General features: G+C 53.4%; 17 protein-coding genes. 12 read left to right on the top strand and 5 right to left on the bottom strand.

Going from position 1 to position 15563, the window contains the following annotated elements:
- Positions 1 to 14: 14 nt before the first annotated feature.
- The 5 genes from pdxH to INT32_RS05885 all read left to right on the top strand — a co-directional run bounded on the left by pdxH (position 15) and on the right by INT32_RS05885 (position 4160).
- On the top strand, positions 15 to 647 hold the full coding sequence (gene pdxH / locus INT32_RS05905; protein WP_193087795.1) for a pyridoxamine 5'-phosphate oxidase: 633 nt from the start codon (positions 15 to 17) through the stop codon (positions 645 to 647).
- Between the two features lie 36 nt (positions 648 to 683).
- Positions 684 to 1205, top strand: coding sequence for a flavin reductase family protein (locus INT32_RS05900; RefSeq protein WP_193087794.1), 522 nt, complete (start codon positions 684 to 686; stop codon positions 1203 to 1205).
- Positions 1205 to 2317 (top strand): NAD(P)/FAD-dependent oxidoreductase, encoded by a 1113-nt coding sequence (locus INT32_RS05895; RefSeq protein WP_193087793.1) that lies wholly within the window; start codon positions 1205 to 1207, stop codon positions 2315 to 2317. Before INT32_RS05900 ends, INT32_RS05895 begins: the two co-directional genes overlap by 1 nt.
- A gap of 31 nt (positions 2318 to 2348) precedes the next feature.
- Positions 2349 to 3200 (top strand): formyltetrahydrofolate deformylase, encoded by an 852-nt coding sequence (gene purU / locus INT32_RS05890; RefSeq protein WP_193087792.1) that lies wholly within the window; start codon positions 2349 to 2351, stop codon positions 3198 to 3200.
- A gap of 591 nt (positions 3201 to 3791) precedes the next feature.
- On the top strand, positions 3792 to 4160 hold the full coding sequence (locus tag INT32_RS05885) for a DUF4180 domain-containing protein (protein WP_193087791.1): 369 nt from the start codon (positions 3792 to 3794) through the stop codon (positions 4158 to 4160).
- 346 nt (positions 4161 to 4506) lie between these two features.
- Here the strand turns inward: INT32_RS05885 and INT32_RS05880 are convergent, their stop codons facing one another.
- Positions 4507 to 5400 carry a LysR substrate-binding domain-containing protein gene (locus tag INT32_RS05880; protein ID WP_193087790.1) on the bottom strand — a complete coding sequence of 298 codons (894 nt, stop codon included), beginning with the start codon at positions 5398 to 5400 and terminating at the stop codon, positions 4507 to 4509.
- A 167-nt stretch (positions 5401 to 5567) separates the two neighbouring features.
- Here INT32_RS05880 and INT32_RS05875 point away from each other — a divergent pair, with 167 nt between their 5' ends.
- Positions 5568 to 6761: an acyl-CoA dehydrogenase gene (locus INT32_RS05875; protein ID WP_193087789.1), complete on the top strand. Its 1194-nt coding sequence runs from the start codon at positions 5568 to 5570 to the stop codon at positions 6759 to 6761.
- A 159-nt stretch (positions 6762 to 6920) separates the two neighbouring features.
- On the opposite strand, the gene INT32_RS05870 is transcribed toward INT32_RS05875, so the two are convergent.
- Positions 6921 to 7379, bottom strand: coding sequence for a MaoC family dehydratase (locus INT32_RS05870; protein ID WP_193087788.1), 459 nt, complete (start codon positions 7377 to 7379; stop codon positions 6921 to 6923).
- A 185-nt stretch (positions 7380 to 7564) separates the two neighbouring features.
- On the opposite strand from INT32_RS05870, the gene INT32_RS05865 reads away from it, so the two are divergent.
- Positions 7565 to 8365, top strand: coding sequence for an alpha/beta fold hydrolase (locus INT32_RS05865; RefSeq protein ID WP_193087787.1), 801 nt, complete (start codon positions 7565 to 7567; stop codon positions 8363 to 8365).
- A gap of 160 nt (positions 8366 to 8525) precedes the next feature.
- Here the strand turns inward: INT32_RS05865 and INT32_RS05860 are convergent, their stop codons facing one another.
- Positions 8526 to 9377: an SDR family oxidoreductase gene (locus tag INT32_RS05860; RefSeq protein ID WP_193087786.1), complete on the bottom strand. Its 852-nt coding sequence runs from the start codon at positions 9375 to 9377 to the stop codon at positions 8526 to 8528.
- Positions 9378 to 10236: 859 nt separating this feature from the next.
- On the opposite strand from INT32_RS05860, the gene INT32_RS05855 reads away from it, so the two are divergent.
- Positions 10237 to 10686, top strand: a complete 450-nt coding sequence (locus INT32_RS05855; RefSeq protein WP_370540179.1) for a DUF4142 domain-containing protein — start codon at positions 10237 to 10239, stop codon at positions 10684 to 10686.
- A 235-nt stretch (positions 10687 to 10921) separates the two neighbouring features.
- Here INT32_RS05855 and INT32_RS05850 read toward each other — a convergent pair whose 3' ends face one another.
- Entirely contained in the window at positions 10922 to 11566 is a 645-nt protein-coding gene (locus tag INT32_RS05850) for a hypothetical protein (protein WP_193087784.1), read from the bottom strand.
- A 716-nt stretch (positions 11567 to 12282) separates the two neighbouring features.
- Here INT32_RS05850 and INT32_RS05845 point away from each other — a divergent pair.
- Both INT32_RS05845 and INT32_RS05840 read left to right on the top strand, forming a co-directional pair.
- Positions 12283 to 12558, top strand: a complete 276-nt coding sequence (locus INT32_RS05845; protein ID WP_193087783.1) for a hypothetical protein — start codon at positions 12283 to 12285, stop codon at positions 12556 to 12558.
- A 370-nt stretch (positions 12559 to 12928) separates the two neighbouring features.
- A complete protein-coding gene (locus INT32_RS05840; protein ID WP_193087782.1) occupies positions 12929 to 13135 on the top strand; it encodes a hypothetical protein in 207 nt (68 codons plus the stop codon).
- A gap of 325 nt (positions 13136 to 13460) precedes the next feature.
- Here INT32_RS05840 and INT32_RS05835 read toward each other — a convergent pair whose 3' ends face one another.
- The gene (locus tag INT32_RS05835) at positions 13461 to 13715 is read right to left on the bottom strand and encodes a hypothetical protein (RefSeq protein WP_193087781.1); all 255 of its coding nucleotides are present in this window, start codon (positions 13713 to 13715) and stop codon (positions 13461 to 13463) included.
- Between the two features lie 233 nt (positions 13716 to 13948).
- Here INT32_RS05835 and INT32_RS05830 point away from each other — a divergent pair, with 233 nt between their 5' ends.
- Both INT32_RS05830 and INT32_RS05825 read left to right on the top strand, forming a co-directional pair.
- Positions 13949 to 14389 (top strand): nuclear transport factor 2 family protein, encoded by a 441-nt coding sequence (locus INT32_RS05830; RefSeq protein WP_193087780.1) that lies wholly within the window; start codon positions 13949 to 13951, stop codon positions 14387 to 14389.
- A gap of 333 nt (positions 14390 to 14722) precedes the next feature.
- Entirely contained in the window at positions 14723 to 15529 is an 807-nt protein-coding gene (locus INT32_RS05825; RefSeq protein WP_193087779.1) for an aspartate dehydrogenase, read from the top strand.
- Positions 15530 to 15563 lie beyond the last annotated feature (34 nt).

The following is a 15563-nucleotide window of genomic DNA, read 5'->3' as shown; positions in this document are numbered from 1 at the left end:
CTGAAGAAGTAATTATGACGCTCGCAGATTTACGCCAGAACTACGAACAGAACGTGCTTCTGGAATCCCAGGCCGATCCCGACCCGATCAAACAATTCGAACGCTGGTTCAACGATGCCGTCGCCGGCGGCATCAAGGAACCCAACGCCATGGTGCTGTCCACCGTCGACGCGCGCCACAGACCTTCCTCCCGCACAGTCCTGCTCAAGGACCTGACGGCCGAAGGCTTCACCTTTTTCACCAACTACGAATCGGGCAAGGGCCACGATATTGCCGGCAATGCAGCGGTCAGCCTGCTATTCGTCTGGCTGGGACTGGAACGTCAGGTTCATATCAACGGCATCGCGCAGCGACTCCCCGAAGCGGAGTCGACCGACTACTTCGTCAGCCGTCCGCTGGGCTCCCGAATCGGCGCCTGGGCATCCAAGCAAAGCCAAGTGATTACCCGCGAAGAACTGGAAGAACGCGCAGAGGATTTCAGGGAAAAATTTGGCGACACAGTCCCAAAACCGCCCCACTGGGGAGGCTATGTCGTGATTCCGGAAATGATCGAGTTCTGGCAGGGCCGCCCGTCGCGGCTGCATGACCGGCTTCGTTATACGCGTGACCAGGACGCACGCTGGTCCATGGTTCGCCTGTCTCCCTGACATGATCATAAAGCTAAGAAATAAGGTATCAAGACAATGAGCGCACAGGCTCCGGATTTTGACTCTCGGGATTTCAAGTCTGCGCTGGGCCGCTTTGCGACCGGCGTCACCATCGTGACGGCCAATCATCCGCAAACCGGCCATCCCATCGGATTGACCGTCAGCTCCTTCAATTCTGTCTCGCTGAACCCCCCGCTGGTGCTCTGGAGCCTGATCAAATCCTCTTCCAACCGGGAAGCATTTGAACAGATCACGCGCTACAACATCCACATATTGAACGCCGAACAACTGACATTGGCCCGCCAGTTTTCCGCCGGCAGTCCGCAAGAACGTTTCCGCGACATAGTCTGGACGCCAGGCGCAACAGATGAACAGGTCCCAAAACTGGATGACCGCTATTGCTCGGCCTGGTTCGAATGCTACAACCGCAATCACTACCATGAAGGGGATCATATGATCCTGATCGGCGAGGTGGAGCGGTGTCACCATACCGACTCACTGCCCCTGGTCTATCATGCGGGCAGTTTTGACTTGACCCCTACCTTAACAGAAACATAATGAGTGTTGATATTGAATGCATCGTCATCGGCGCCGGTGTTGTCGGACTTGCCATAGCCCGCGAACTGGCCTGTTCGGGAACCGAAGTTTTGGTGCTGGAAGCCGAAGAAGCCATCGGCATGGGCACCAGCTCACGCAACTCCGAAGTGATTCATGCCGGTTTATATTATCCCGAAGGCAGCCTGAAGGCCCGCCTCTGTGTAGAAGGCAAAAAGCAGCTTTATGCCTATTGTGATTCACGCCATGTTCCGTACAAACGCATGGGCAAGCTGCTGGTCGCCACCGCCGACAGCCAGGTGCCGTATCTGGAAAAAATCGCCGCCCAGGGCAAGGCCAACGGCGTAGACGATCTGCAATGGCTTACTGCCGAGCAGACGCGCAAGTTGGAACCCGAACTTGACTGCGCCGCCGCTGTACTGTCTCCGTCAACCGGCATTATCGATAGCCACGCCTATATGCTGGCCCTGCAGGGCGATGCAGAAAACGCCGGCGCCCAGGTTATCCTGCGCACGCCCATGCTGCACGCGAATATCGACGCCGACGGCGCCTTCACCTGCCATTTCGGCGGGGACGAAGCCATGACTTTACGCTGTCGCACACTCATTAATGCGTCTGGCCTGCACGCCCCTACGCTGGCGCGCAACATCAGCGGGCTTGACCCGGCACATATTCCGGGCGAGTATTACTGCAAGGGCAGCTATTTCACGCTGAACCGCCGCGCACCGTTTTCTCACCTGATCTATCCGATGCCCAATAGCGCAGGCCTTGGCGTGCACCTGACCCTGGACATGGGTGGCCAGGCAAAATTCGGGCCCGATACCGAGTGGATCGAGAACGAAAACTATCTAGTCAACCCGGATCATGCCGCCGCTTTTGACCAGGCCATTCGCAGCTGGTGGCCGGGCCTGCCCGACAATGCCCTGGAACCGGGTTATGCCGGCATTCGCCCCAAAATTGTGCCGGCCTCATCAGCGGCGGGCGACTTTGTTATTTCCGGCCCTGGTGATCATGGCGTACCCGGCCTGGTCAATCTGTTCGGCATTGAATCTCCCGGCCTGACAGCGGCCCTGGCCGTTGCCACAACGACGGCCCAGGCCCTGTCCTCCCGCTGACCCCTAACCCGCTACCGACGCGCGAAAGAATATGCAAAACGATTACATCCTGACTGTTTCCTGCCCAGACCGCACCGGCATTGTGCATGCCATTTCCGGCCTGCTGCTTGAAATGGAAGGCAACATTATTGATTCACAACAGTATGGGGACGAAGAAACCCAGCGTTTTTTCCTGCGCGTACACTTCAGCGTGGACAGCGCGATCAACCATGACGACATCCGCCTCAGATTTATTCCCTTGGGCGAAAAATTCAATATGACCTGGAAGTTGCACGACGCCAGAAGAAAAGCACGCGTGCTGATCATGGTCAGCAAGCAGGGACATTGCTTGAATGACCTGCTGTTTCGCGCCAATAGCGGCTCTTTGCCGATTGAAATTGTTGCCGTCGTCTCGAATCATCGCGACTATGAACGACTGGCTACCGGCTACGGCATTCCCTTCCATTACCTGCCCGTGACGCCGGACACCAAAGCCGAACAGGAAAAACAGGTACTGGCGCTGGTAGAAAACCACAAGGCCGATCTTGTCGTACTGGCCCGTTATATGCAGATCCTGTCGGATCATTTCTGTCGCGCGCTGGAAGGCCGGGCAATCAATATCCACCACAGTTTTCTGCCCAGCTTCAAAGGCGCCCGCCCGTACCACCAGGCCCATACGCGCGGCGTAAAAATCATCGGCGCCACTGCACACTATGTAACCGCCGATCTGGACGAAGGCCCTATTATTGCCCAGGATATCGAGCAGGTAGACCACACCATGTCAGCCAATGAGCTCACTCGAGTTGGCAGCGACATTGAATCGCTGGTCTTGTCGCGTGCCGTCAAATATCACGTTGAGCATCGCATTCTGCTCAATAACCACCGCACGGTGATTTTCCGCTAGGATCGGACCAGCCGGGTACGTCGATACCCCGATGCTTGCAAGTATGCACATCGGAAAATACGATATTGACAAAAAAATAGCAGTTGAGTAAATTAAAACCTGAAACCGGCGAGCCGTATACTCGCCGGTCCCTGATCAATAAGCTGGCGTGCTGTATACCAGCAACATCAGCAATATACTGATCAGGATAAGTTGTAATACGATTCTGTTCATCGTATCCTCCTTATCAGGCAGGGCCCGGCTTCGGTCGGGCCCTTTTACCGTCTGCGCTGCCCTTCAGCACAGCAGCATTATTCTGCTTTTTTATTCGATCGCTGCCGCATGGCCTTGACCGAAAAAGTCATTGCGCCATTTCCACATTCGTAAACCCATCGACAACCGCGTGATGTACCGATTGGACGCTCGTACGCCGCCGGTATGAGCCGCAGTGTGACAAGAATCGTTGTCCGAGAACCATCATATCGACCGGTTTGACTGCCTTGCCAAACTGCTATAGCCTTGAAGCGATCATTTGACCGGTGAATCGCTCAACAAGGGCTGGAAGCCCAGCCGATAACTTAACTGACCAATAATTACGGATGGAAGATCGCCATGGGGATAGAACGTTTAGGTAATCTTAATGTGTACTTTGCCGCCGCTGGGGGACCTGCATTAGCGAGCGAGCAGGATGCGCTGGACCTCATAGGAGAAACCTACGGCCAGGAGATCGACGTCATTGTTGTGCCGGTTGGCCGGTTTACACCTCAGTTCTTCCAGCTCAGCAGCAAACAGGCGGGCCATTTCTTTCAGAAGATGCAGAACTATCAAGCGCGCTTGGTAATCATCGGTGACATTTGCGCCTACAGTGCCAGCAGCAAGGCGCTACAAGACTTCGTGGGTGAGACCAACCGCACAGGTCACCATCTGTTCGCAGCTACCCGGTCCGAGATGGAAGCCAGGCTTTGTCGAAAAGCGAGTTGATGTCCGCGTTAACTTCGGAAACTACGACATTGACAAAAGAAATACAGTTAAGTAAATTAAAACCTGAAACCGGCGAGTTAGGGCTCGCCGGTCCCTGATCAGTAAGCTGGCGTGCTGTACACCAGCAGCATCAGCAATATACTGATCAGGATAAGTTGTAATACGATTCTATTCATCGTATCCTCCTTATCAGGCAGGGCCCGGCTTCGGTCGGGCCCTTTTACCGTCTGCGCTGCCCTTCAGCACAGCAGCATTATTCTGCTTTTTTTTTCAATCGCCGCGGCAGAGGTTTGAGCCATTTTGTCGTTGCGCAATCTCCGCAGCCGTAGATGGGAGGCAGACGCCGCTAACGTATCGTCTGCGCCTTCAGCCAGGATTCGAACAGGGTCAACGCCTCGGGGTAGGCTTGTGCTTTTGGGTAGCCGAAATAATAGGCGGTGTCCACCGGCAGGGTCGCCGTTACCGGCATGACGTAGCGACCGCTTTTAATATGTTCGCGGGCAACAAAAGCCGGCACCAGCGCCACACCCAGCCCTGCATCTACGGCAGCCAGCAGCATGGTAAACAGCTCATAGCGGGGCCCACCCAGCACCAGTGGCGTAAAGGGCACGGCGTTGTGTTCATACCAACTGGGCCACGCATCGGGACGCGTCATCATGTGCAGATGCGTCAGTTGCGCCAACGCCCCTGCCCCTTTTACTTTTGCGCGGGCCAGCAATTGCGAGGAACACACCGGCACCAACTCCTGTTCACGAAACAGCATGACGCCTTGGGTATTTGGCCAGGGCTGCGCGGCGTGATAAATGGCGCCATCCACTGGCACGTCGGTAAACTGAAACGGATGGGTACGTACCGACAGGCTGATCTGGATGTCGGGCCAGTGGCGCTGAAAATCGGCCAGCCGGGGAATCAGCCAGGTGGTGGCCAAGGTGGGCAGCGTCGCAATATGCAGGCTGCGTCCCAGCCCCGAGCGGCTCATCAGCCCAAAGGTATCCTTCTGCAGTTGTTCCAGATGGTGGCGAATGCGCGCAGCATATTCCGCGCCCTGTGTCGTCAGTGATATGCGCCGGCGTACGCGGTTGAACAGCGTCACGCCCAATCGAGCCTCCAGCCCTTCGACCTGCCGAAATACCGCACTATGGGTCAGCGATAATTCTTCGGCGGCCCTTGAAAACGAACCCAGACGGGCGCAGGCCTCAAACGCCTGCAACGCGCCCAGGCTGGGAATCCCTTTACGCATAACCCTCTCCCGCATGAGACAATCTGAATACAGCGCACGACATTGTGCATTTTTATCAATTGATCGTTGATAATTTAACACATACAATGCATTCATCCAGACTGTGCTGATCAATCAGCCCGTTAAAACCGAAAGCCGTCATTCATAATTACAGACAGGAGCCATATATGTCCTCTAACCCCTCATTCCATTGGGACGATCCCCTGCTGCTCAATGCACAGTTGACCGACGAAGAACGCATGATTCGCGATGCCGCTGCGGCATACTGCCAGGACAAATTGGCGCCCCGTGTACTGGAAGCCTTTCGCCACGAGAAAACCGATCCGGCCATTTTCAGCGAAATGGGCGAGCTGGGCCTGCTGGGCCCCACCATTCCTGAACAATATGGCGGCGGTGGCCTGAACTATGTCGCCTATGGGCTCATCGCACGCGAAGTGGAGCGCATTGATTCGGGCTACCGTTCCATGATGAGCGTCCAGTCTTCACTGGTAATGGTGCCAATCAATGAATTCGGCAGCGAAGAACAAAAATCCAAATATCTGCCCAAACTGGCCTCTGGTCAGTGGATCGGGTGCTTCGGCCTGACCGAACCCAATCACGGCTCTGACCCGGATGGCATGGAAACCCGCGCAAAAAAAATCGACAGCGGCTACAGCCTGAGCGGCAACAAGATGTGGATCACCAACTCCCCGATCGCTGACGTATTTGTCGTATGGGCGCGTTGTGTCGGCGGCGATTTTGACGGAAAAATCCGCGGCTTCATTCTGGAAAAAGGCATGAAAGGCCTGTCCGCACCAGCCATCCATGGCAAGGTCGGTCTGCGTGCCTCTATCACAGGTGAAATCGTGATGGACGACGTGCAAGTATCTGACGAGCAGATGTTGCCAGGCGTCAGCGGCCTGCGCGGTCCCTTCACCTGCCTGAACTCTGCCCGTTTCGGCATCGCCTGGGGCGCATTGGGCGCAGCCGAAGCCTGCTGGCACATGGCCCGTCAATACACGATGGACCGCAAGCAATTTGGTCGCCCGCTGGCGCAGAACCAACTGATCCAGAAGAAACTGGCCGACATGCAGACAGAAATTACACTTGGCCTGCAGGGCTGCCTGCGCCTGGGTCGCATGAAAGACGAAGGCACGGCTGCCGTAGAAATCACATCCATCATGAAACGCAATTCCTGCGGCAAATCGCTGGATATTGCCCGTATGGCGCGGGATATGCTGGGCGGCAATGGCATTTCAGATGAATTTGGCGTAGCCCGTCATCTGGTGAATCTGGAAGTGGTCAATACCTACGAAGGTACGCATGATGTACATGCCCTGATTCTGGGTCGTGCACAAACCGGCCTGCAGGCGTTCTACTAATCATCAAAAAGGATGCTGTGGTTCACCAGCATCCGCAAAAACATCCGGCCAGACAAAAGCCAGCATCGGGTACCGCATGCTGGCTTTTCAATTTCGTACTGTAAGACTCAATGTGCAATGGCAGCTTACATGATCGCCAGCCATTGGATTTTCGATGGATTACTCCTCTTCTTTTTCCATACTCTCGGAAATATCAAAAAGACTAGTGGCATCTAGTTCCAGCACGGTTTCGTTTTTCTGGTTGGTCACTTCCCAGCTCCAGAGCAGAATGCCGAGACCCTCCCTGGTGTTGGATATCCGCTTGGCCTTGACCACGCCTTTCCAAAACAGGTCATCGCCGGGCCGTACCGGCTTGAGCCATTTGACGCCGTCCAGGCCAGGCGAGGCAAACGATTCGGAGCCTTCCAGTGCCGCCTCCACGGCCATTTTCATGGCGATCCCACAGGTGTGCCAACCGCTGGCAATCAGGCCTTTCCAGGGGCCGGCCTTGGCCCGTTCAGGATTAACGTGAAACCACTGTGGGTCATAGGCTTCGGCGAAGCGAATGATTTCTTCTTCGGTCAAATGCCGGGGCCCCTGTTCAAAGACCATACCCGGCTGGAATTCCGCGAATTTCATTTAACTAACCTTATTGTGAACGGCACAAATGCAGCAAAAGCTGTATGCCCCTCTATAAATGCAGCGTCTGACTTGATAAACTGACGTTGGTGCGAATAACTGGTGCACGACCAGACAGCTGCCCGCAACCGGTTATTTTACTTAAACTTCGTACCTACAACCGCAAACCCACACTTATTCTGAAAATGGCTGACACACAACTGACTAACGTTTCATATAACGAAAAAACAGCGGCTATCGAATATCAGTTGATTCAGCCCGACAGGCTTGACCGGCCGCTTCTGGTCTTCCTGCATGAGGGCCTGGGTTCGGTCGCAATGTGGAAAGACTGGCCCACAAACCTGTGCCGGCTGCTCGATTGCCGCGGTCTGGTTTTTTCGCGCCATGGCTACGGCAAATCCACGCCCCGTCCACCTCAGGAACAGTGGTTGCCAGATTTCATGCACATCCAGGCACAGCAGTTTCTACCTGCATTTTTCACTGCGCTTGGAATAGACACGCGCGCGGACCAACCGATTCTGATCGGGCATAGCGACGGCGCCTCGATCGCATTGCTTTACGCCGCAGCTTTTCCTGACTGCATCCGTGCCGCGGCGGTGCTGGCCCCGCACTTGTTTGTCGAAGAGGCTACCGTGAGAAATATCGAACTGGCCCGCACCGCCTATCTGAAAAGCGATCTGCCCGAGAAACTGCAACGCTATCATGACGATGCCGATTCAGCCTTCTGGGGGTGGAACAACGTCTGGCTCTCGTCCGCATTCCGGCAATGGAGCATTGAAGACGACGTCGCGCTCATCCGGTGCCCGATCCTGGCTATGCAGGGGCGAGAAGATGAATATGGGTCGCTGGCCCAGATCGAGCATATCGCCCAGCTTGCCGCCGACGTCAGGCTGTATGTGATCGACGATTGCCGCCATTCCCCGCATCGCGACAAGCCGCAAGAAACCACCGATGCCATTGTCGCCTTTGTGCGCGGACTGTCTTAACGCCTGCGGGTTCCGGGCGCCTTGGCAGCGCGCGTTTTACTGTGCTGTTTTACTATGGCGCTTGAATGCCGCACCTGGGACAATCAGCACCTTCATTACAGATGTAATAACGCTATCCACGTCAGCCGATGAGCACCGCTGATGCAATCTGCGATCCCAGTTATCCGTTCAGTACCGTACCACCGTTGACATGTATCGTCTGGCCTGTCACATAACTGGAGTCCGCGCTGGCAAGATAAACGTATGCCGGCGCCAGCTCAAACGGCTGCCCCGGGCGGCCCATGGGCGTGTCCTTGCCGAACTTGGCCACCTTGTCAGCCGAAAAAGAAGCGGGTATGAGGGGCGTCCAGATGGGGCCTGGTGCAACCGAATTAACACGGATCTGCCGGTCAACTATTTTTGTCGAAAGAGAGCGCGTAAAAGACGTAATCGCACCTTTGGTCGCCGAATAGTCAATCAGGTCGGGATTGCCTTTGAAAGCGGTAATGGAAGACGTGTTGATAATGGATGCACCTTCGCGCATGACCTTGAGCGCTTCCAGCGTGATGGTGACAATACTGAAAAAATTGGTCTGAAAAGTGCGCACCAGTTGCTCATGACTGATGTCTTCCGGTTCGGCGGCAGTATGCTGCTCACCCGCATTATTGACCAGAATATCCAGTTTTCCAAAATGTTCAAATGTGTCATTGACGCATTTTTTTGCGAATGCCACATCGCCGATATCGCCCTTGATCAACAGCACTTCCGAGCCGTACGCTTGCGCGCATTGTTGGGTTTCCTTGGCGTCATGATCTTCTTCCAGATAAACGATGGCGACCCGGGCACCCTCCTTGGCAAAAGCAATGGTCGTCGCACGCCCTATTCCGCTATCGCCGCCGGTAATGAGCGCGACCTTATCCTGCAATTTACCTGCTGACTTGTAATGCGGATCGTCATAAACGGGGGCTGGATGCATTTTTGATTCGCGGCCAGGCTGCACTTGCTGTTCCTGGGCTGGCATTGTCTGTGTCATATTTCTTCCTTAAGATTGAGAGTCCTATATAACGGTACATTCAGGCTCTGCATCGGGCCTGCAAGCGCATGGATAAGCTTCGTATTCACGCCGCATCAGTCATTGTTCTTGTATGTGCACTTGCATATCAGGCGGGCTGAAACGAGCCAGGTCTTTTTTGCCTAACGCCAAAAGACATTTTCATTATCTGCCCAGCCATCGGCCTAACGCAAACATCCTGCCTCCTAGTTTGTAAATACACGTAAAGCCGCAATACAACACGTTCACCAAGCTCGTCAAATGTCCCTCTAATTGCACGGTATTGGTCTTTAGTCGCCCCAATTGCGAGCCTAACGTGACAAGCCTTTTTTTATTTCAGGCGCATAGTCTTGTTAAGCATATGTAACATCCCATGTTTTTCCCTTTATTTGGTTGCTAGTATGAATTCTGTTCCTGCTTGCTACGCTGCCTGGGCATTCTGAGCCAACGCGCCAACAAAGCTGGCGATGCAGCGCCTGCGAGTCCGATGCCATACCACGGTGATTGGGCTCGTCCGCCTGGGCCATGCGGCGACATCGGCATGATCCGCCCGCTGCCTCGCTGCGTGTTACAGTCAAACTCGAAGGCGGCGGGGCAGCGCAGGTTTAAGGTCTAGGCGTTGAAACTCATAAATGCGACGCTTATGGACAAACAATAGTTGAGCTCGGAATAGTCCGGGCACCTACCCGATGTTGGAGGCTCTATGTTTCATTTATCCTGCAAAGCGATCATATTGTTAACGGCGTTATTAATCGTTCCCAATTCTGCTTCAGCACAACCGGCTAACCCAGCTGCCAATACGAGCCCGGAGGCGAACAATCCGCCCGCGACAAAACCACTCGTGGCAAGCGATCAGTCATTTCTTAACGATGCGGCACAAGCCGGCATGGCAGAAATCGAAGGCGCCATGCTTGCCCAGCAGAAAGCAGCAACCGGCGAAGTCAAGCGCTTTGCCGCCCAGATGATCACCGAACATACCAAGATCAACGACGAACTGAAAGCGCTGGCAGCAACCAAAGATGTCAAGCTGCCCAATGAACCGTCTTTGCTGCAAAAAGGCGAACTCAAGGCGCTCAGTCTATTGGATGACAAGTTTGATGAAAGCTATGTAGGCCGGCTCGGCGTTGCCGCACATGAGCACACCATTGCGCTTTTCCAGGACACCGCCGTCAATACTCAAGACCAGGACATCAAGGCGTTTACCGAAAAAACATTACCGTCGCTGCAAGCCCATTTGAAGTTGGCCAAGGCGCTGAACCCGACCGTCAGCAAAGCCAGGCTACAACCTTGAGGGCAAGACCCGGCTATGACAGAAATGGAATGTCGTTCCCGCCACGTTGCTGAGCCTCTATGAGCCTGCTCAACAGTGTCCCACTACAAAATGTGGCCAACCATGAAGCATGCATCTGTAGCTCACAAGCCCAGGCCATCATCTCCTGAAGCACCATAGTATTCTGCGTCATTGACGCCTTCTGGGAAAAGCCAACACGACTGGGCAAGCCGGTCTCTATACGTTACATGCCAGGTTATTTGTTCAAGGTCTGGAATTTTTTAATTTCACGTTCGACTTCTGACAGTACTTGCATAAGATAGTCGCACTGCTTGCACAACTCTTGTGTTTCGCTGTTGTTGGACGAGTTCAGGATCAGGTCTATCTGTTGATAGATTATCTCCACAAAAGTGATCAAATTGACCAGGATGGGCGTTGCTTCTTTGCGCAGATAAAGCAGGGAATCGAGATTCTTGACGATCAGATCGAAGTTGACATAATCAAATTTGATTTTATTGAATTCAATTTCGCGACAAATCGACTTGCACAATCGTGCCTGGCCATCGGGGTCGACGTTGTCCTGATCGTCAAAGGAAGCCTGAAGCTTCGCATTGTATTTTTTTACATTATTGAAGCTGCAGACGGCCTCTGTATAGTGGTCCATGGTGACTTCGCATAAGCTCAGAAACAGTATTCTTTTTTTCTCTTCGGTCTGCTTTTCCTTGTTGTTTTCCCGCTTCCAGTTGCTGTTGGCAATATACAGGGACACAATGGCAGCGGTAAAGGTGCCAGCAGCAATGAGCAGACTGGTCTTACTTGATAAATCTATGTCTACGAACACAAAGAAAAACAGAACCAGCAGCATCAGAGTGCCCGAGATAATTTTTAAGGGGCGGTTCATTTATTTGACATCTCCATACCTGTGCCTTCGCGTCGGTTACGCACGGTTGCTATCGGTCGCAACTGTAGGGAAGGTCAAATTTACAAGGACGCTTTATCACGCATGAAGCAACAGCGAGTAGTGATCATCATTTCACGAAATCAGATGCCACAGATAATTTTTTGAAAACACATGTATCGAAAATAACAACTGTTATTGATGGCATCCGCAGCAGAGCGCAAACGAGTCTATCAGCATCGGCTGATCGCCGTCACCTTGACCCGATCATTGCTTAACGCCATGCTTTCGTATCGTTTATTTATATGGCGACGCCATCTTCAGCTGTGGCAAGTTACTGTTGATGCTGCCCGCACGCTCCTGACAACCTGCACCGACGTGCCGGAAAACGACACCCTGCCGACAGATCGGGACCGACGCTGGGGAGCCATTTTTCTGAAGGTTGACGTATCAGCAAAAGCGGCAGATCGGACAAAATTTCAGCTCGCTTGTTGGCCGCCTTTTTCCCTATCGGCACAATCGCGACGGCTGGCAGCCGACATTCCGGTAAGTTGCAAAAGCGGGGGCTTGCTTTTTGTGATTCGTATTCCATATAATCCTTTTGGGCAACTTCAATCGGTAGGAGCATGCACAACACTGCCTATCAGATCTCATGATCCGATAGCCTGAAATATTCCAGTAAAAAACATTTCCCCAATTGCTTTGATAAGGAGAAAAAAATGCATAAATTTCACCTTTTAAAAGAAGACGAGCTCTGGAAATTTACTAAGGAAGGCGAAAGCGGCGATTACTTTCATGCAATATCTCGTCGCCTGGTGCTCAATTTTGGACATTGCTATATGCTTGCACTGGAAGGGTCAATGACCATCCACAATGAAGACGGCTCGATCAAATTCATTCTGTCCTACCCCATGCCCAAGAACACCCGGTATTACTCATCGGATACCGGATCTGAAATACATGAGTCCTGGGACGATGCCCGGGAGGATTCCTAGACGGGATCGGTCCTAGCGTCAGTTACAGCCACGTTAACGGTCATGATGATGGCTGCAGACGTGCAGGTTGCTCGACAGGGTGCTGCGACGAGCGTTCAAATGCAAGACCGCAAAGCCGCGACTGCACAATTGCAATTTTTTTTGGCTGCATCGTGCAAAACCATTGGCAAACTTTACCGGCGCTTAAGCGTCATATTATTGCAGTTTGCGGGAACATTCAGAACAAATATTTATTTTCCCGATTGCATATTGCCGTATTCAAGAAAAATTTTGATACGAATCGCAGAACATGTTTTTGTCATTTTGATATAGCCTGTTATTCCTGCTGCACAATAAAACCGGCCCATGCCTACGAACAAGGAGACGCCAGATGTGGCATTGCATCGACGACGCTGTTCCGCCCAGACCAGGCACTTATCCGATCAAGCTGTTTACCGGCGCAGAACGCGAAGCATACTGGACCGGCAAGGTCTGGATCCGCGCCAGAAAAAATCGCAGAAAATCCGCAGCTCCCATGATCAGGGGCGACCTGCATCTTCTGCGTTTCTGGCATGATGGGCCTGCAATGAACGATTGACCGGCACGGTCTCGGCTAGTAGCATGTCATTGCCTTGAGTAACTTCTCATTTATCTGCAAATTTTTTTCAGTTCCCTCAGCTTGCCGAAAATGGTCAGCCAGAACGGTCACCTCTACTTTCTCTGCAACTCCAATCAAGTTTCCCCAACAGGTTCTGTCGATCAATGTCTGGCGTAAATTGAACCCGACCCACAGCGCTGCTTATCCAGAGAAATACCTGCGCATCCCCAGATGTTGGTTTCAATCGTCATTGCATTATCTGGGTTGGGCGCGTACAGTGACGGCTGACCACGCGCGCAGGCGCGCCCCGCCCGTTGCGTCGTATCTACTTTTTATAAAAATGACGGCCGACACACACGCCGATCAGGCCGGCAATAAGCAACGCGCATCCGGGACTGCGCCGTGTGCAGTCCTCGATCGAATCAATCAGCGAATTGAACGCATACGTTGCATCGCCGGCTGCCTGACCCGCCCGGCGCTTGATTTGTTCTTTGGGATCATCAATAAACTCCTCGGTAGCGGCCTGCGCTTTGTCTGCAGCGGCGGCGGCCTTTTCCTGAATGGTTTCATCGGTAGTCATAGCATCACCTCATATAAGTGAAATAAGGCTCACACCAGAATGGTAGTCAATTGTGGCCTTAATGCTATCTGTAGCATAATTTCAATTGTGTTTGGACCGGCATTAACCAACTTTTACCCATTTTTTCTCTCGGTTTCGGACAACTTTCAATCTTTTGTCTCATCACCCCGTTATTTATTGGCGTGTGCAGTAAGCGCGCAGCTGGGGCTAAAGCCATTGCATACATTGCCCTGATGGCCGTCTCTTCTTACTACACCGCCAGTGCGGCAACGACTGCTGAAACCACCGAAGCGGCAAACACTCCCATTGTTCAGCAGGCATTCCAGGCCTGGAAACTGGGCCAGGGCAGTGTTTTTGACCTGTTGACAGAAGATGCGCAATGGACGGTGGCCGGATACAGTCCCATGTCGAATACCTATCGATCACGCGATTCGTTTATCGCACAGACAGTCCGTCCGATCACCGCAAGGCTTGCCACGCCCATTACCGCTGAGGTGAAACACATCGTGGCCCAGGCAGACCAGGTTGTCGTCATGTGGAATGGTGTGGCCACGGCAAAGAATGGTAAGCCCTATGAAAACAGCTATGCCTGGCATCTGACCATGGCCGATGGCAAAATCACACATGTCAATGCCTTCCTGGACACCTGGAACCTGGTTCAATTGATGGAATGACTGGACAGAACAGCCGGATGGCATATGCAGTGCCGCTATGAGCCTGCGTACGGCAACATATGACGGTGCCAGCGCCGCAAACGGCAGGGCCTTGCGATATCTTGTTTGCGCCCTGCGTCCATTGGACCGTCAATACCGGATTGCATATCAATAGCAAGACTCGTGGACTACCAAAGGATTCAGGCAATAAGGCCACCTTACCCGACCTGGTTGCCTCCGTTGCGCCAATTACTGGCACCACGACAAACTGTTTGTCCTGGTGCCCGCTCTCTCCTAGAATAGATACCACCGGGCGCCGGGACCAAATCAATTTTTTCAATAGGAATACTACACATGCAAGACTTACGTATTGGCATAGCCGGCTTTGGTGCAATCGGCCGCTCTATCGCAACTCACTTGGTCAAAGGCGTTGAAGGCGTGCAGCTTGTCGCCGTGGGCGTCAGGGATCCGGGCGCGCCGCCGACATTCGCCTGGAACGACATGCCTGTGCCACAATTTGTCCTGATCGATGATATGGAGGCCTGCTGCGATATTGTGATTGAATGTGCACCGGCACAACTGCTGCCACGCATTGCCATCCCTTTTCTGAAAAAAGGGAAAAAGGTCATCTGCTTAAGCAGCGGCGCATTGCTGGCTCATCCCGAGCTGGTAGAGCTGGCCAAAGCCCATAACGGGCAAATTCTCATTGCTTCGGGCGCCATTGTCGGACTGGACGCCATTCTGGGCGCTGCCGAAGGCACAATTGAATCGGTCCGGATGACCTCGCGCAAGCCGCTCAAGGGTTTTGCCGGCGCACCATTTCTGCAAGCGCAGAATATCGATGTGATGACGTTCAAGGAGCCGACTATGCTTTTTTCCGGCACGGCCCGCGAGGCTGCGGCTGGCTTTCCGGCCAATCTGAACGTGGCAGCCAGCGTTGCGCTGGCCGGCGTCGGTCCCGACAATACTTTTTTGGAAGTGTGGGCGGATCCTTTTCTGGAGCGCAATACGCATCGCATCGAAGTCGTTTCCGATGCAGCGCTGCTATCGGTGGAAATCCAGAACATTCCTTCTGATAATCCCAAAACCGGACGTATTACCGCCCAAAGCGTCGTTGCCCTGCTGCGTAAACTGCGTGCGCCACTCAGCGTGGGAACCTGACACGAATCACCCCCCGGGACATGGCCAATCGCAC

The sequence above is a fragment of the Advenella sp. FME57 genome (genome assembly GCF_014897675.1).
Classification (GTDB): Bacteria; Pseudomonadota; Gammaproteobacteria; order Burkholderiales; family Burkholderiaceae_B; genus Advenella.
Note: the sequence above shows the minus strand (reverse complement) of the source record. Positions and strands in the feature narration are given on the sequence as shown.